At 68.4% G+C, this 15,505-nt stretch carries 15 protein-coding genes and 1 pseudogene; 8 read left to right on the forward strand and 8 right to left on the reverse strand.

What is annotated here, in order from left to right; translation table 11 throughout:
• Window positions 1–89: 89 nt before the first annotated feature.
• The 3 genes from CW348_RS09730 to CW348_RS09740 all read left to right on the forward strand — a co-directional run bounded on the left by CW348_RS09730 (window position 90) and on the right by CW348_RS09740 (window position 2,467).
• Window positions 90–848, forward strand: a complete 759-nt coding sequence (locus tag CW348_RS09730; protein WP_016189419.1) for a DUF4389 domain-containing protein — start codon at window positions 90–92, stop codon at window positions 846–848.
• Between the two features lie 66 nt (window positions 849–914).
• Window positions 915–2,057, forward strand: a complete 1,143-nt coding sequence (locus tag CW348_RS09735) for a glutathione-independent formaldehyde dehydrogenase (RefSeq protein ID WP_011293442.1) — start codon at window positions 915–917, stop codon at window positions 2,055–2,057.
• 11 nt (window positions 2,058–2,068) lie between these two features.
• Window positions 2,069–2,467, forward strand: coding sequence for a heme-binding protein (locus CW348_RS09740; RefSeq protein WP_011293443.1), 399 nt, complete (start codon window positions 2,069–2,071; stop codon window positions 2,465–2,467).
• Between the two features lie 147 nt (window positions 2,468–2,614).
• Here CW348_RS09740 and CW348_RS09745 read toward each other — a convergent pair whose 3' ends face one another.
• The 4 genes and pseudogenes from CW348_RS09745 to CW348_RS09760 all read right to left on the reverse strand — a co-directional run bounded on the left by CW348_RS09745 (window position 2,615) and on the right by CW348_RS09760 (window position 4,746).
• Window positions 2,615–3,262, reverse strand: coding sequence for an NADPH-dependent F420 reductase (locus tag CW348_RS09745; protein WP_104612688.1), 648 nt, complete (start codon window positions 3,260–3,262; stop codon window positions 2,615–2,617).
• A gap of 150 nt (window positions 3,263–3,412) precedes the next feature.
• Window positions 3,413–3,931: a MarR family winged helix-turn-helix transcriptional regulator gene (locus CW348_RS09750; RefSeq protein WP_011293445.1), complete on the reverse strand. Its 519-nt coding sequence runs from the start codon at window positions 3,929–3,931 to the stop codon at window positions 3,413–3,415.
• A gap of 46 nt (window positions 3,932–3,977) precedes the next feature.
• A pseudogene (locus CW348_RS09755) lies at window positions 3,978–4,339 on the reverse strand (fluoride efflux transporter FluC).
• Window positions 4,339–4,746, reverse strand: coding sequence for a CrcB family protein (locus CW348_RS09760; protein ID WP_016189423.1), 408 nt, complete (start codon window positions 4,744–4,746; stop codon window positions 4,339–4,341). Before CW348_RS09760 ends, CW348_RS09755 begins: the two are co-directional and overlap by 1 nt.
• Before the next feature lie 187 nt (window positions 4,747–4,933).
• On the opposite strand from CW348_RS09760, the gene CW348_RS15950 reads away from it, so the two are divergent.
• Entirely contained in the window at window positions 4,934–6,607 is a 1,674-nt protein-coding gene (locus tag CW348_RS15950; RefSeq protein ID WP_011293448.1) for an LLM class flavin-dependent oxidoreductase, read from the forward strand.
• 28 nt (window positions 6,608–6,635) lie between these two features.
• Here CW348_RS15950 and CW348_RS09775 read toward each other — a convergent pair whose 3' ends face one another.
• Entirely contained in the window at window positions 6,636–7,559 is a 924-nt protein-coding gene (locus CW348_RS09775; RefSeq protein WP_011293449.1) for a universal stress protein, read from the reverse strand.
• Window positions 7,560–7,823: 264 nt separating this feature from the next.
• On the opposite strand from CW348_RS09775, the gene CW348_RS09780 reads away from it, so the two are divergent.
• From CW348_RS09780 to CW348_RS09795, 4 genes are read left to right on the forward strand one after another with little or no spacing between them, the layout of a single operon-like run.
• Entirely contained in the window at window positions 7,824–8,501 is a 678-nt protein-coding gene (locus CW348_RS09780; protein WP_104612689.1) for a pyridoxamine 5'-phosphate oxidase family protein, read from the forward strand.
• On the forward strand, window positions 8,498–9,442 hold the full coding sequence (locus CW348_RS09785) for a universal stress protein (RefSeq protein ID WP_011293451.1): 945 nt from the start codon (window positions 8,498–8,500) through the stop codon (window positions 9,440–9,442). Before CW348_RS09780 ends, CW348_RS09785 begins: the two co-directional genes overlap by 4 nt.
• Window positions 9,443–9,478: 36 nt before the next feature.
• Window positions 9,479–10,150 (forward strand): response regulator transcription factor, encoded by a 672-nt coding sequence (locus CW348_RS09790; protein WP_011293452.1) that lies wholly within the window; start codon window positions 9,479–9,481, stop codon window positions 10,148–10,150.
• A gap of 27 nt (window positions 10,151–10,177) precedes the next feature.
• A complete protein-coding gene (locus tag CW348_RS09795) occupies window positions 10,178–11,068 on the forward strand; it encodes a universal stress protein (protein ID WP_011293453.1) in 891 nt (296 codons plus the stop codon).
• A 629-nt stretch (window positions 11,069–11,697) separates the two neighbouring features.
• Here the strand turns inward: CW348_RS09795 and CW348_RS09800 are convergent.
• The 3 genes from CW348_RS09800 to CW348_RS09810 form a co-directional block, all read right to left on the reverse strand.
• A complete protein-coding gene (locus CW348_RS09800) occupies window positions 11,698–11,985 on the reverse strand; it encodes a UTRA domain-containing protein (protein WP_234351634.1) in 288 nt (95 codons plus the stop codon).
• 147 nt (window positions 11,986–12,132) lie between these two features.
• The gene (locus tag CW348_RS09805; protein WP_011293456.1) at window positions 12,133–12,486 is read right to left on the reverse strand and encodes a helix-turn-helix domain-containing protein; all 354 of its coding nucleotides are present in this window, start codon (window positions 12,484–12,486) and stop codon (window positions 12,133–12,135) included.
• A gap of 257 nt (window positions 12,487–12,743) precedes the next feature.
• Complete coding sequence (locus CW348_RS09810) at window positions 12,744–15,461, reverse strand: HAD-IC family P-type ATPase (protein WP_104612690.1); 2,718 nt, start codon at window positions 15,459–15,461, stop codon at window positions 12,744–12,746.
• Window positions 15,462–15,505: the final 44 nt, after the last annotated feature.

Raw genomic sequence — 15,505 nt, forward strand, 5'->3', positions numbered from 1 at the left:
GCTTGGACTGCGCGGACCGGGAGTGGTGAATCGTTGTCATCCGGCTGGGTAGCCGCGTGCCTACCGCACAACCTCGAGGAGGTGGCGAGGTGTCCGAGTTCGCGGTTCCTACCCGGCACTATCCGCTCCATGTCAGCGGCACTCTCGACCCCGGGGTCAGCCGGTGGCTGTGGCTTGTCAAATGGCTGCTGGCGATCCCGCACTACATCGTGCTGTTCTTCCTGTGGATCGCGTTCGCTGTCCTGACCGTGGTCGCTTTCTTCGCGATCCTGTTCACCGGCCGCTATCCGCGCGGCATCTTCGACTTCAACGTGGGCGTGCTGCGCTGGAGCTGGCGGGTCACGTTCTACGCCTACGGGGTACTGGGCACCGACCGCTATCCGCCGTTCTCGCTCTCCGCCGACGTGGACTATCCAGCACAACTGGATGTGGCCTATCCCCAGCGGCTGTCCCGAGGGCTGGTCCTCGTCAAGTGGTGGCTGCTGGCGATCCCGCACTACCTGGTGGTCTCAGCGTTCTCTTCCGGCGGGTTCCGGAAGTCCGGAGGCATGGACTGGTTCAGCGACAGCACCACCACCGTGTCGGAGAACGGCCAGTGGATGATGCAGGGCTGGTTCATGCCCAGCCTGATGAGCCTGCTCGTCCTGATCGCCGCGCTCGCGCTGCTGTTCACCGGCGGATACCCGCGCGGCATCTTCAACTTCCTGCTGGGCCTGCACCGCTGGGCGCTGCGGGTCGTCGCCTACGCCGCGCTGATGACCGACCAGTATCCGCCGTTCCGCCTCGACCAGGGCGGCCCGGACCCGACCTCGAACACCGGACCGCAACCTACCCGGCAAGCCACGTGACCGGGGCATAGGGGGCAGCGACCGCGGGTAGCCGGCCCCCAACCGGCAACGGCGTGAGGAGGAACTGTGAAAGCGGTCGTGTACAAGGAGCCGTTCACTGTCGCAGTGGAAGAGGTGGCCGATCCGCGGATCGAGGATCCCAACGACGTGATCATCCGCGTGACCACGTCCGCGATCTGCGGCTCCGACCTGCACATGTACGAGGGGCGCACCGGCGCCACCCCCGGCATGGTGTTCGGTCACGAGAACATGGGGATCGTCGAAGAGGTCGGCTCCGGGGTGGCGAGCATCCGCAAAGGCGACCGGGTGGTTCTCCCGTTCAACGTGGCGTGCGGGTTCTGCAAGAACTGCCTTGCGGGCAAGACCGGGTTCTGCCTCACCGTCAACCCGGGCTTCGCGGGCGGCGCGTACGGCTACGTGGCGATGGGCCCCTACCAAGGCGGCCAGTCCGAATACCTGCGGGTGCCGTTCGCGGACTTCAACTGCCTGAAGCTGCCGCCGGGCACCGAGTTCGAAGACGATTTCGCGCTGCTGGCCGACATCTTCCCCACCGGCTACCACGCCACAGAGTTGGCGCAGGTCAGCCCGGGGGAGACGGTGAGCGTGTTCGGTGCGGGACCGGTGGGGCTCATGGCGGCCTACTCCGCGATCCTGCGCGGCGCTTCCCGCGTGTTCGTGGTGGACCGGGTGCCGAGCAGGCTGTCTTTGGCCGAGCGGATCGGAGCCATCCCCATCGACTACTCCAAGGGGGACCCGGTCGCCCAGATCAAGGAGCACACCAACGGCGAGGGCACGGACAAAGGCATCGACGCGGTTGGCTACCAGGCGACGGCCCCGGAAGGCGAAGAGCAGCCCGCGCTCGTCCTCAACACGCTGGTCGACACGGTCCGTCCCACGGGCGCTCTCGGGGTGGTGGGCCTGTACGTCACCGAGGACCCGGGCGCCCCGTCGGAGAGCGCGAAGCAGGGCGAGCTGCTGTTCGCGATGGGCAAGCTGTTCGAGAAAGGCCAGCGGATGGGCACCGGGCAGGCCAACGTCAAGGCCTACAACCGGCAGTTGCGCGACCTGATCATCGCTGGGCGGGCCAAGCCGAGCTTCGTGGTTTCGCAGCGGATCCCGCTCCAGCGGGCTCCCGAAGCCTACGAGAAGTTCGACAAGCGGGAGGAAGGCTGGACGAAGGTCCTGCTCAAACCGCAGCAGGAGAGCTGAGGGGGAGTACGGTGAGTGTGACGTTGGCGGAGGCCCGCCGGGTCATCGAAGCTGGCGAGGCCAAGGCAGCCGAGATCGGGCAGCCGATGAACATCGCGGTCGTGGACGCGGGCGGCAACCTGGTGGCGCATGTCCGGATGGACGGCGCGTGGATCGGCAGTATCGACATTTCGATCAACAAGGCGTACACGTCGCGAGCGTTCGACATCTCCACCAAGGAGCTGGCCGAGCACTCTCAGAGCGGAGGGCAGTTCTTCGGCATCCACGCCTCCAACGGGGGCCGCGTGATGATCTTCGCGGGCGGGGTCCCGCTGCGGCGCAACGGCACGGTCGTGGGTGCGGTCGGGGTGAGCGGCGGAACCGGGGAGCAGGACCAGGCGGTGGCGGAGGCCGCCGCAGCCGCGTTCTGACCGCTGCCGCACCTGAGGCCGACGAGGGCGCCCCGCCGGGTGGGGCGCCCTCTGCTGTCGGCTGGGAGGCTGCTGCCTGCCCTCACGCGTCCCACCCGCTGCTTCTCGGCAGGCAGCGCCTCCGGCTGCGGGGTGTCCGAGCGCTGCTCAGATGGGGGTGAGGATTTTCAACCCGGTGTTCCAGTTGAAGTCCTGTTTCGCCAGATCGGCTTGGAGCGTCATCATCAGGAACTGGAACCCTTCCAGCTCCTGGGCGCGGCGCAGCGGTCCCACGTCGATGGGTCGCAGCCCCATCTCCTCGACCAGGTTCGCGACCGCGCGTTTGGCTTCTGCGTCATCCCCCGCGATGAAGACGTCGAGCGGCTGGCCCGCCACTTTCCCTTCGGTCAGGGTCTCGGCGAACGTGGTGTTGAACGCTTTGACGACGGAAGCACTGTCGGGGGCGAGGTCGGCAATGATTTCGGCTGCGGAAGTGCCCGGTGGGACGACCAGCGAGTCGAACGTGGCGAAGTCGACGGGGTTGGAGATGTCCACGATGGTCCGTCCGGCCAGGGCGTCCCCGTAGGAGCGCACCACGGCTTTCGCTGATTCGAAGGGCACCGCCAGCACGACGATGTCCCCGTCGGGGGCGTCGCCGACAGCTCCGGTGAGGATGTCTCCTCCTAGCTGGACGGCGAGGCTCCGCGCCTTGTCCGGGTCCCGGTCGAGGAGTTGGATTCTGCGGCCCGCCGCGACAGCACGGGTGCCGATTGCCCGGCCCATACTGCCAGCGCCGATGATCGTGATACCGGTCATGGTTGGCCTTCCTCGCGCAAGGTGACAGGGACAGGGCCTGCGGTTCGACAGCGCCCAGCACGGGCGCTGGGCGTGGGAACCGCGCGGCCGTGACTGCCGACTACCCGGGAAGGCAGTCCGGTAACGGCGGCCGCGGCTGTGCAGCAGGGCTCAGCGGCTGTCTCGGCTCGGCTGGCCGGTGCCGGACGCAGCCTCCCGAGGGGGTTCCTGGTCTCGGCACACCAGGTGGGCGAGCACGGTCTCGCTGATCTCGGTGAGCGCGTCGAGCTGTGCGGGGGTGAGCAGGTCGAGGAAGTCGGCGCGGAGCCGCGCCAGATATTCGGGGGTGGCTTTCTCGATGGCTCGGCGGCCTTTGTCGAGCAGGCAGACGACGGCGCTGCGCGCGTCGGCGGGGTTGGGTTCCCGGCACAGCAGTCCGCGTTCGGCCATACGGCGGACCTGGTGGGAGAGGCGGCTCTTCTCCCAGCCGAGAGCGCAGCGCAGGTCCAGGGCCGGGAGTCGGCCCTCCGGGCTGGAGTGCAGGGCGCGCAGCACTTCGTAGTCGGCCCAGGACAGTCCTGTGTCCCGGTGGAGGGTCTGCTGCAGGTGCGCGTACAGCGCGGCGCTCATGCGCTGGTAGCTGGTCCACGCGCGGAGTTCCCGCGGTCGGAGGGGGGTGCTGTCGCCCATGCCCCCAGAATAGTTGACAGATCATCCAGTGCCTGGGGCTGCGCGGTCACCGCAGGAACCAGCCGACCGCAGCCATACCGAGCACTGCCGCGCCAACCCCTGCGGCGAGGTTCGCCCCGATGTTGCCCAGCGCGTGCGTCCACTTCCTCTCGGCGAGCAGCCGCACCGTTTCGTAGCTGAACGTGGAGTAGGTGGTGAGTCCCCGCACAGCCCGGGACCCGCCAGAGCCGCTACCGCTGCAGGCAGCGGCAGCGCGGCCAGCGCCCCGGCGAGCAGGCAGCCGAGAGTGTTGACACACCACGTGCCCCAGGGAAAACCGGTGGTGCCGCGGGCTGCTGCGGCACAGTTGAGGCAGTAGCGCAGTAGGGCGCCGAAAGCCGCTCCTACTGCGGTGAGCAGCGCTGTCATCACGTCTTCTTCCGTTGCGCGGCCCGGTCGAGGAGCGTCGCGGTTGCGCCCGCCGCGGCACTGACGGCGAGGAGGGCGCCGATCAGGTTGGCGGCGATGGCGAGCAGCGCCTCTCCTGGCTGGTGGGCAGCGAAAGCGTCCGTGGCGTCGGTTATGGCAGCGGAAAACGTGGTGAAACCGCCGAGGACGCCTACGCCAAGAAAGGGGCGGAGCAGCGGATGGGGGTTCGGGCGGCGGGTAAGGGTCTCCATGAGCACGCCGATCAGCGCGCATCCGAGCACGTTGACCAGGACTGTTCCCCAGTCCGCGGTGGCCGGATGCTGCGGGGTGGCGGCGAGGAGCCCTGCGCGGGCGAGTGCGCCCAGTGCGCCGCCTGCGGCCACAGCCGCCAGCACCGGCCAGGACATCGCGGTCTGCCCGGGTCTGGGCGTGGCGGGGGCGGCAGGCGAGGTTTGACCCCGGTCAGCCATGGGTTTCCTTTCCGCGGGTTGTCGCGGGCGTGCCGGTGCCTGGCACCACACCCACCCTAGGTTGATAGATCACCCACGTCGGATAAGGTTGATTAATCAACGATATGGACGACGGTGTCGGGGCATGCGACGCCCCGGCCGCTTCCTCGGGGGACCGCTCTTGACCGACTACGGCCACGAACTGCGTTTCGGCACCTTCCTCACGCCAAGCAACCAGAATCCCGAACGGGTAGTCGGCCTCACCCAGCTCACCGAGCAGTCCGGGCTGGACCTCGCCACCTTCCAGGACCACCCCTACCAGTCCGCGTTCTTCGACACCTGGACCCTGCTGTCCTACCTCGCCGCCCGCACCGAGCGGATCACCCTGGCAGGCAACGTGCTCAACCTGCCGCTGCGCCAGCCCGCCGTGCTGGCCCGCAGCGTAGCCAGCCTCGACCTGCTCAGCGGCGGCCGTATCGAACTGGGCTTGGGCGCGGGCGCTTTCTGGGACGCGATCGAAGCCATGGGCGGCCGCCGCCTCACCCCCGGCCAGAGTGTCCAGGCGCTCACCGAAGCCATAGAGATCATCCGCGGGATCTGGAACACCGAGGAGCGGCGCGCCCTGCGCATCAACGGCGAGCACTACCGGGTGGCGGGCGCAAAACGCGGCCCCGCCCCCGCCCATCCCATCGAAATCTGGCTGGGCGCCTACAAGCCGCGCATGCTCCGCCTGGTAGGCCGCGCCGCGGACGGCTGGCTGCCTAGCGTGCCCTACCTCTCCAGCCTGGGCGACCTCGCCCGCGGCAACGCGATCATCGACGAGGCCGCCGCGGAAGCAGGCCGCGACCCCGCCGCGATCCGCCGCCTGCTCAACATCAACGGCGTGTTCGCCCGGTCCAACAACGGCTTCCTCAACGGGCCCGTGGACCAGTGGGTGGAGGAGCTCGCCGAACTCGCCCTCACCGAAGGGATCAGCGTGTTCCTGCTCGGCACCGACCACCCGGAGGCAATCCAGCGGTTCGCCCACGAGGTCGCCCCCGCGGTCCGGGAACTCGTCGCCGCGGAACGGTCCCGCCCGCGTCCCGCGGACGCACCGGGTGCCGCCCTCGTCACCGAGCCTTCCGCCGCCGAACCGGCTTCCAGCCAGGCACCGGCCGCCTCCGAGCAGGGCCAATACGAACGCCTCGGCGTGGCCCCCACCCCCGACGACGGCACGCGCCTCCACCCGCGCAGCCGGGAACTGCTCGACGAAGACACGCGGCCCAGCCGTCCCGAATCCGGTCCCGACGTCGCCTACGACGACGTCTCCCGTGCCCTCGGCCAGCACCTCATCGACGTGCACGACCACTTGCGCGCCGAACTCCGCCGCCTACGGGAACTCATCGACCAGGTCCGCGTGGGGACGCTGAGCGCCGGGGAAGCCCGCTCCGCGATCAACCAGATGACCCTGCGCCAGCACAACTGGAGCCTGGGCGCCTACTGCGCCTCCTACTGCCGGGTCGTCACCCAGCACCACACCCTGGAAGACGACTCCGTCTTCCCGCACCTGCGCGCCCAAGAGGAGGCACTGGAACCCGTCATCGACCGGCTCACCGAGGAGCACCAGGTCATCCACCGGGTCCTCAACGACGTGGACCGGGCCCTCGTCGAGTTCATCTCCCAGCCGGACGACTTCGCTCCGCTGCAGGAAGCCGTCGACGTCCTCACCGACGTGCTGCTGTCCCACCTCTCCTATGAAGAGCGGGAACTCGTGGAACCGCTGGCCCGCTACGGGTTCTACGAAGGGCAAGTCCGCTCACTGCGCCGCTCCCCCCGGTGATACGAGAGCGGCGCTGCGCGGCGGCTGCTCACTCCTCCCAGTCGTCGTTCCGGTGCCGCACCACCGCGACCGGTGCAGCAGAACGGTGCAGCACCGACTGGCTCACCGAGCCGAGAAACAGCCCGGCCACGCTCCCCCGCCCGTGCGAGCCCACCACCACCAGGTCGGCGTACCGGCTGGCATCGAGCAGTGCCTGCACGGGGTGCTCGTAGACGATCCGCACCCCCACGGGCACGTCCACAGCCTCGTCAGCCCTGGCCTGCTCAACCAGCTCGTCGATGTATTTCCGGGTGCGCTCCTCGAACACGGTGAAGTTCATGGTGTACCCGGCGGCAGACAACGCCATGGGGTCGAGGGGTGCGGGCAACTGCCAGCCGTGCACCACGGTGAGCGAACCGTCCAGCCGAGCTGTCTCCCGAAGCGCGAACCGCAGCGCTTCCGTGGACACATCCGAGCCGTCCACACCCACCACGACCTGGCAGCCGTACCGGTAATCCACCTCGGCACCGGGCGGAACCACCACTACCGGGCAGGACGCCCGGGCACTCACCCCCACACTCGTCGACCCCAGCAGCAGCGAGGCGAGCGCCCCGTGCCCGCGCGTTCCCACCACCAGCAGTTCCGCGGTCTGCGAGGCGGTGCTCAGCGTGCTGACTGCCCCTCCCGGGACCATCGTGGTCTGCACGGCCAGCCTCGGGTACGCGGCACGCGCCTGGCTTTCCGCTCGGGCCAGGAGTGCACTGGCCTGGTTGAGGGTGTCGTCGGCGTCCGCGGCCAGGGGGTCGACGAGGGCGTACACGATCTCCAGCCCGGTGCCGCGCTCCACCGCGGCCCGGGCCGCCCAGTCCAGTGCCCGCCAGCTCTCTTCGGAACCGTCCACTCCCACGACGACTCCGAACCGGGTGCGCCCGCCGTGCTGCTCCACCCCCTGCTCCGCGCTTTTCGTCGCCACGTGGCCCCTCCATCTCCCGGTTTTTCCCTCCGCACACTGTGTTATCCCGAACGGCCCTACCGCTGACAGTGCCCATCGGAGCGGACAATTCAGGACGTTCGTCCTTCCATTTCTCCTGGCTGGGGAACGTTAGGCGCCGAGGGAAGGGACTTCTGTCTCGGCCACTTGGCCCGAACGGCCCGCTACAGGTCTGAGCGCGCCGAGCATGATCGAGGGGAAAGGGGTTAGTCGCGCAGGTGAGGCACCAACAACTGGGAGGATGTCGTGAACATCAAGGACCAACGGGCCCGGGGTGATCTCGGACGTCGGGTTGCCTACCGCCGTGCCGAACTGGGCCTTTCCCAGGAGGAAGTGGCCGAACGCGCGGGCATGGCCGCAGGGTACATCGACTATCTGGAACGCAACCCGCCCAATCTGAGCCCGGGCGCGCTCTCCCGCCTCGCCGACGCGCTTCAGACCACCCCGGAAGCACTCCTCGGCATGGGCTTCGACGAACCCGAAGGAGCCCACGTCACCCGGGTTCCCAAACCCAAGCTCCAGGAGATCGACTCGCAGGAATGCATGGAGCTGATCAAAGCCGGCGGGGTGGGGCGTATCGCCTTCACCATGCCCGGTGAAGCCGCGCCGACTGTGCTTCCCGTCAACTTCCTCGTCCGCAACGAAACCATCATCTTCCGCACCTCAGGGCACGGAATCATCGCCGAACACGCGTCCAACCAGTACATCTCCTTCGAAGTCGACCGCTTGGACGGGATAACCAACGAAGGATGGAGCGTGCTGGTCGTGGGACTTGCCCGCCCAGTCCGCGACCCCGTCGAACTGGAGCGGCTGCGGAAGACCGCGCCGGTCCAGCCGTGGGCGGCCGGGGACCGGGACTTGTTCATCACCATCATCCCCAAGCAGGTCACCGGGCGGCGCATCGAGCACGAGTCGATGCCATGACCGCGCAACCGCAGTCTCTGCCGATCGTGGTGGGGGTGGACGGTTCAGCCAACGGGGACCGTGCCCTCGACTGGGCCGTCCGCCACGCGATCCGGGCGCAGCGGCCGCTGCGTATCGTGCACGTGCCCGAGCCGAGTCTGCTAGCCCGCCTGTTCCCTGCGCGCCGAAGAGCCGGCGAGCAGGCGGCCCGCCAACTCGCCCAAGAGCTCGTGGACTCCCGGGTGGCGCGCGCTCGCGCAGCCGACGCAGCCCTCGACGTCGTCGGGGAGGTGGTGTCGGGGCCGCGCGATGCCTGCTTGGAGCAGGAGAGCCGCCGGGCCGAGCTGATGGTGGTGGGCTCTCGCGGTCTCAGCGGAACCGTGGAGTCGCTGGTGACCGGGTCAGCCACGACTCGGCTCGTGCTCCGCGCCTCTTGCCCGGTGGTCGTGGTTCCGGAAGGAGCGTCCCGCACAAGCCTCTCCCGCGTGGTGGCGGGCACCGATGCCTCACAGCAGTCGCGTGCCGCTGTCGACCTGGCGTTCACCCTGTCCCGCACGTGGCAGGCCCGGTTGCGTGTCGTCTTGGCGTGGGATCCGTCAGCGTTCGCCTGGCTCACCGAAGAGGACCCCTCGTGGCCCGCCGAGCAGACCCCATCCCCCGAGCAGGCCCGCACCCGCATCTCCGGTTTTCTCACCGCTTTGCAGGACGAATACCCGGATGTGGCACTGGAGTGGGATGTCGTCCCGGGCGCAGCGATTCCGGTGCTGGTTGCCGAAAGTGACCAAGCGGACCTTCTCGTGGTGGGTTCGCACGGACGCGGGCACGGCATCATGGAAGTGCTTCAGGAATTGGGATCGGTGAGTTGCGGAGTGTTACGTTACGCGCGCTGCCCGGTGGCGGTCGTCCCCCAGCGGTGGACGAGCACATCCGCGAGTTCACCGGCTGCTGCGCACTCCGCGTGAAGGCAGGAGCAGGCCACACGAGGGAAGGACAAGCCGATGGCGGAAACCGCGGACCCCATCCGGGTCTTCCTCGTCGACGACCACGACGTGGTGCGCCGTGGCATCACCGCCTTTCTGGAGTCCGAAGGCGACATCGAAGTCGTCGGTGAAGCGGCGACCGCGGCCGACGCGATCGCCCGGATCCCCGCGGTGCGCCCAGATGTGGCAGTCCTCGACGTGCGGCTTCCCGACGGCAGTGGGGTGGAGGTCTGCCGCGAGGTCCGCTCCCGGCTCCCGGAGCTGGCCTGCTTGATGCTCACCTCCTACTCCGACGACGAAGCCCTCTACCAGGCGGTGATGGCGGGGGCCTCCGGGTATGTGCTCAAGCAGATCCACGGCTCGGACCTGGTGGGCGCAGTCCGCACAGTGGCGGGCGGCGGCTCCCTGCTGGACCCGCAGAGCACGGCCCGCATCATGGAACGCCTCCGCGAACGGGAACGACGCGAGGACCCGCTCGCCAAACTGACGGAACAGGAGCGCCGCATTTTCGAACTCATCGGTGAAGGGCTCACCAACCGGGAGATCGGCGAGCGCGTGTTCTTGGCGGAGAAGACGGTGAAAAACTACGTGTCCAGCATCCTCGCCAAGCTGGACATGCAGCGCCGCACCCAGGCTGCCGCCTATGCGGCCCAGTTGAAAGCGGAAGCGGCGCGCCGCCACATCGAGTAGCGCCCGCCGGTCCTTCGAAGGAGCACCATGTCCACACCCAGCAGCGGCCTGATCGTGGCGGCAGTCGACGAGTCGGAGGGGAGCCTCCGCGCACTCGACTGGGCGGCGCAGGAGGCGCGCCTGTGGGGCCGGAAGCTGCGGGTGGTGCACGTTGTCGACCATCCGTTCCGGAAGCGGGCGTCCCGCGACGCTGAAGGGGGGACCGCGGAAAGCCACGCCCGGCAGCTCGTACACGAGGCCGTGGAGCGGGTGCGGAAGCGGGAACCCGACGTCGAAGTGGATGCTTTGCACGTGGTGGGCGCCCCCGGTCCCACACTGGTCCAGCAGTCCGAGGGGGCGCACGTGATCGTGGCGGGGTCCCGCGGGCTTGCCGGGCTGCGCGCCGTCCTGCTCGGCTCGGTCGGCATCCAGCTTGCGGCGCTCGCGGAGTGTCCGGCGGTCATCGTGCCGGACCGCGAGGAGCGGACGCTGACGAACCGTGTCGTGGTGGGGGTGGACGGTTCCCCAGCGGCGTGGGCCGCGGCGGAACGGGCGTTCGCGGAGGCGGCGGCCCGACAGGCGACCGTGCGGACGGTTGCGGTAGCATCCCGTGCCTCCCACGGGGTGTTCGCCGCGCTGGAAACCCCTGACGCCGAGGGCACTCCGGAGCAGGGTGCAGCTTTGGCGGAGGCCCGCCGGTTCCTCTCCGAGTCGCTGGCCGGGCACCGGGAACGCTACCCGGACGTGCCCGTGGAAGAAGAAGTGGTCGTCGGGCATCCCGCCGAGGTACTGGTCACCGAGTCGCAGCACGCGGATCTAGTGGTGGTGGGGTCCCGGGGCCGCGGCGGTTTCACCGGCATGCTGCTGGGCTCGGTCAGTCAGACCGTGCTGACCCACGCGTGGTGCCCGGTCATGGTGGTGCACGCCGAGAAGCGTTGACCGGCAAAGGAATCCGGATTCCTGCCGGGGCAGTCTCGGGGCGGCGAGGCGCCTTCCCCCGCAGCGCATGGGATGCTTCATTCTCGTCCCCAGGCGCGGGTGGTTGCGGATTCCATGTGACGGTGAACATGGACACCCGCGGGATGCATACCGAGCCCCGCACCCAGGGCACCCTCCCCCACGCGACCAAACCTGAGGACCTGCTGGCCGAGCACGAGCGTGGTTTGTATCTGGTGGAGCAGCTCGCCACCACATGGGGCACCCTCGCCCCGACACCACGGCGTCTACACCCACCTCACCTGGGACAACAGCCAGCCCTGAGGTCAATGAGGAAGCAGCTCTAGCACTTCCTTGCAATAGACGAAGGCTGTTCCCCGGACTTCGGATCCGGGGAACAGCCTCTCCTCCTTACGCCAAGAAATGCGACGCCTGAGCACATCCGCTTGCAGGGAGCCGGTTCCTGAGTCACCCGTCGAACGAGGAATCCCTGGGCAGGCATTGGTAAGGAATTCCTCGCCGACTGGTGTCCCTGTTCCAGAAAACCCCGTGAACCCCACCGGTCAGGAAACCTGGGAGAACACCTCGGTGATCACCACAAAAAGTCCTGGTGTCCACGCTTCACTGCGGGTCTAGAACTGGTCGGAGCCAGCAACCTGGCCGATAGTGAAGACATGGCGGGACGCAGCGCACACTGTCTCCAAAGCGTGGATCGGCACATCGTCGGTAGACACGCTCACCCGCAGGATCTGCACCACCCACTCGCCGGGCACCTCCAACAAGTCCGCCTCGTACAGAGTGGGCGGGCGCGCAACCAGCGTCTCCGTAGCGCGAGAAAACCGGTGTCCCAGCTCTTCGATCGCTGCTTGCAGGCTGGGGAGGACGAACCCGTCTTCGGCAAGCCGGGTGCCTTCTGCCACGTCGGTACGGACAAAACATTTTGCGGCGGGCGATGACATCGTCGCCGGGATCAATCCGCAGCCCGGCAGCAACATGCTCACTGGCGGGTTCCCGGCCGACATAGAGCATCTTCCGTTCCGCCGCCAGTCCTTGCTGTTCTGTCTCGGTCAAGCACAGGTTTTGAGAACCACGCACCCGCGGCGGTGTAGACAGGGCACGCTCCACCAAAACCCGCGGCTTGGGCCCGGTAGCCCCGCGACAGGGGGACGGTGTGCGTCCTTTTCCATTCCTGCTTTCTTCATCTGCGAAATCCGCCCCGGTGTCACCCCAAGCTGGCGAGCAATCTCCTCCTGCCGCATCCCGACCTGCTGGGCTTCGACAATCGCCTGGCAGCGAATCCGAGACAGTTCAATCGACTGTCCCTGCAGCGTTGCCATGGCGTTTGAGGCGGCGCGGGCCTGGTCAAGCGGATCGGGTAGAGCTGCGATGTCGTGCAGCGTCCTGACGTCCACGTTGATCATCCCCTGTCGGTTGTCCGCTCACGAATGTTCATCCCCCGTAAAAAAGGCGGTAGGCGGACACGCGCACACCGCAACGCATTCGGCTGCTCAAAGAATGACAGGAATACTCACCAGCGGTCGATCATGGGCAGCGCGGATTTCGTCTCCGAGCTACTGCCAGCCTCCCCACCTGGTCCCTAGAAAAATCGGCCGACATTGTCGGTGACGACAAACCCGCGGCCTCCCGTGGCTACAGATCAGCGGCCAGCCGCACGCGGCTACTGCCGGGCCCCTGATGGCTCCCCGTGCCGCGCCCACGCGCGGCGCACCATCTTCTCCAGCTCAACCACCACCACGACACTGACCGCCACCGCAGCGATCCGCGCCCACGCGGCAGCGTCCAACGGCTCCACCCGCAGCAAAACCTGGGTCGGCGGGAAATACAACGCTGCCACGTGCAGCGCGAACGAGCCGGCCACGGCCACCACCAGGTAAGGGTTGTACCGCAGCGGCATCCCCAGCACCGACCGGGTGTCGGACCGGGCATTCCCCGCCTGGAACGCCATGAACACCACCATGGTCGTCAACGCCATCGTCTGCGCCGCCGTCAACGATGCGGTGCGCTGCCACTCCCACCAGAACATCGCGAGCGTGCCCGCTGCCATCACCACACCCGTCACCCCCACCCGCTGCCACAGCAGCCGCGAGAGAATGCCCTCGTGCACCGAGCGCGGCGGCCGCCGCAGCAGGCCCGGTTCGGCGCGTTCGAACACCAAAGCGATGTCCTGCACCCCGCTCGTCACCAGGTTCAGCCACAGCAACTGGGCGGGCACCATGAGCAGCGGCCACCCCAGCAGCGTGGACACGGTCAACGCCACCACCATGGCCGCGCCGATCGACACCAGGAAGAACACGGCGCGCCGAATGTTGTCGAACGTGACCCGCCCCTCCTCCACCGCGTGCACGATCGTGGTGAAGTTGTCGTCAGCCAACACAATCTCGGCTGCCTCCCGCGCTACATCGGTGCCTTCCTGGCCCATCGCCACACCCACCGATGCCGCTTTCAACGCGGGCGCATCATTGACCCCGTCCCCGGTCACCGCCACCACTTCGCCGTTGGCTTCCAACGCCCGCACCAGCCGCAGCTTGCCTTCCGGGGGAATCCTGGCGTAGACGTTCACCTGGGCGACCGCGGCCCGCAACTCCTCGTCGTCCAACCCCGCAATCTGCTGGTAGGTGAGCACCGGCGCATCCGGCTCGCAGATCCCCAGCTCTGCGGCGATCGCGCGGGCCGTGACCGCATGGTCCCCGGTGATCATCACCACCCGGACCCCTGCCTCGCGGCAGTCCTGAACCGCCTCCCGCACCCCGGGGCGCGGCGGATCCATGATGCCGACCAGGCCGAGCAGTACTAGCCCCGACGGGTCGTGCGGATCCACGGATGCGGCTCCCGGCTCGTACGGTCTGCTCACCGCCAAAGCCAGCAGCCGCAGCCCTTCCGCGGCCATCCGCTCCCCGGCCGCGTGCAGCTCCCCGGGCCGCAGCGCAGCGGGCTGCCACCGTCCCGCTTCCACCCGGCCCACTTGGGCGTCGCACATCTCCACCACCCGTTCCGGGGCTCCCTTGACGAACAAGACCTCCCGGTTCCCCCAGCGGCGGGCCGTCGCGGAAAAACGGCGGGCCGGTTCGAAATGCACCTCCGCGGTCTTCGGAAACCGCACATCCCGTGCCGTGTGCAGCAGTTCCGCGTCGTACGCGGCTTCCAGCAGCGCCACCTCGGTCGGATCCCCGGAAGCTTCCCTCCCCTCCTCGGAAGCCATCGTGGCCTCATTCGTCAACGCCCCGCACAGCACCAGCAGCACATACGGGTCGACCTGTTCGAGAGGCAGCTCCGTGATATTCCCCCAATAGGGGGTGACCGCTGCCGGGCCGGCCTCCCCGCCCGCCGGGCTCCACAACCGCCGCACCGTCATCCGGTTCTCGGTCAGCGTGCCCGTCTTATCCGAGCCGATCACCGTGGCGCTGCCCAGCGCTTCCACCGCGAGCATGCGGCGCACGATCGCGTTGCGGCGGGCCATGCGGGTCACCCCGACCGCCAAAGCCACCGTGAGCACGATCGGCAGCCCTTCGGGCACCGCGGCAACCGCGAGCGCCACCGCCACCAGCAGCAGCTCCATCGGGTCGCCGCCCCGCACCAAACCGATCGCCATGACCAGCAGCGCAGACACCAGGGTGGCGGCCACAATCACCCGGGACAGCCGCGTCATCCGCTCCTTGAGCGGAGTCGCCGTCTCCGGTTCGCTCTTCAACAGCCCAGCGATCGCGCCCAGCTCGGTGCGCCTACCGGTGGCGTACACCACCCCCATGCCGCGCCCGCTGACCACCATCGTCCCCGAAAACGCGACGCCGCTGCGGTCCCCCACCCCGGCGTCGGCGGCCGCCGTCGCCGTGGACTTCACCACCGGCTCCGACTCCCCGGTCAGCAGCGACTCGTCGACCTCCAGGGCGTGCGCCTCCACCAGGCGGATGTCAGCGGGGATACGGCTGCCGGACTCGATGAACACCACGTCCCCGGGCACGAGATCGGTGCTCTCCACCTCGCGGCGGCGGCCGTCCCGCACCACGCGGGCACGAGGCTGACTCAGATTCATCAGCGCCCGCACCGCCTGTTCGGCTTTGCGCTCCTGGACGAAACCGATACCCGCGTTCACCAGCAGCGCTGCCGCGATCACCGCGGCGTCCAGCCATTCACGGAGGACAACCGTGAGGAGCAAAGCGAACAGCAGGATCGCGATGACCGGGCTGGCGAACTGGCGGAGGAACACCGCCACGGCTGACGGAGGCGGGGCCTCCTCCAACCGGTTCGGCCCGTACTCGGCGAGACGACGACGCGCCTCCTCCTCGGTGAGCCCGTCCGGGGACGTCTCCAAGGCCGGGAATACTTCGTGGGCGGCCACAGTGTGCCACTGCCGGTCCACAGCCGCTGGTCCAGTCATCCGGTTTTGTCCCTCCACGCCTGGAACAGGACCCGTCCCGCCGG

It is taken from the genome of Thermobifida sp. (assembly GCF_017577275.1).
In the GTDB taxonomy this organism is placed as follows: domain Bacteria; phylum Actinomycetota; class Actinomycetes; order Streptosporangiales; family Streptosporangiaceae; genus Thermobifida; species Thermobifida fusca.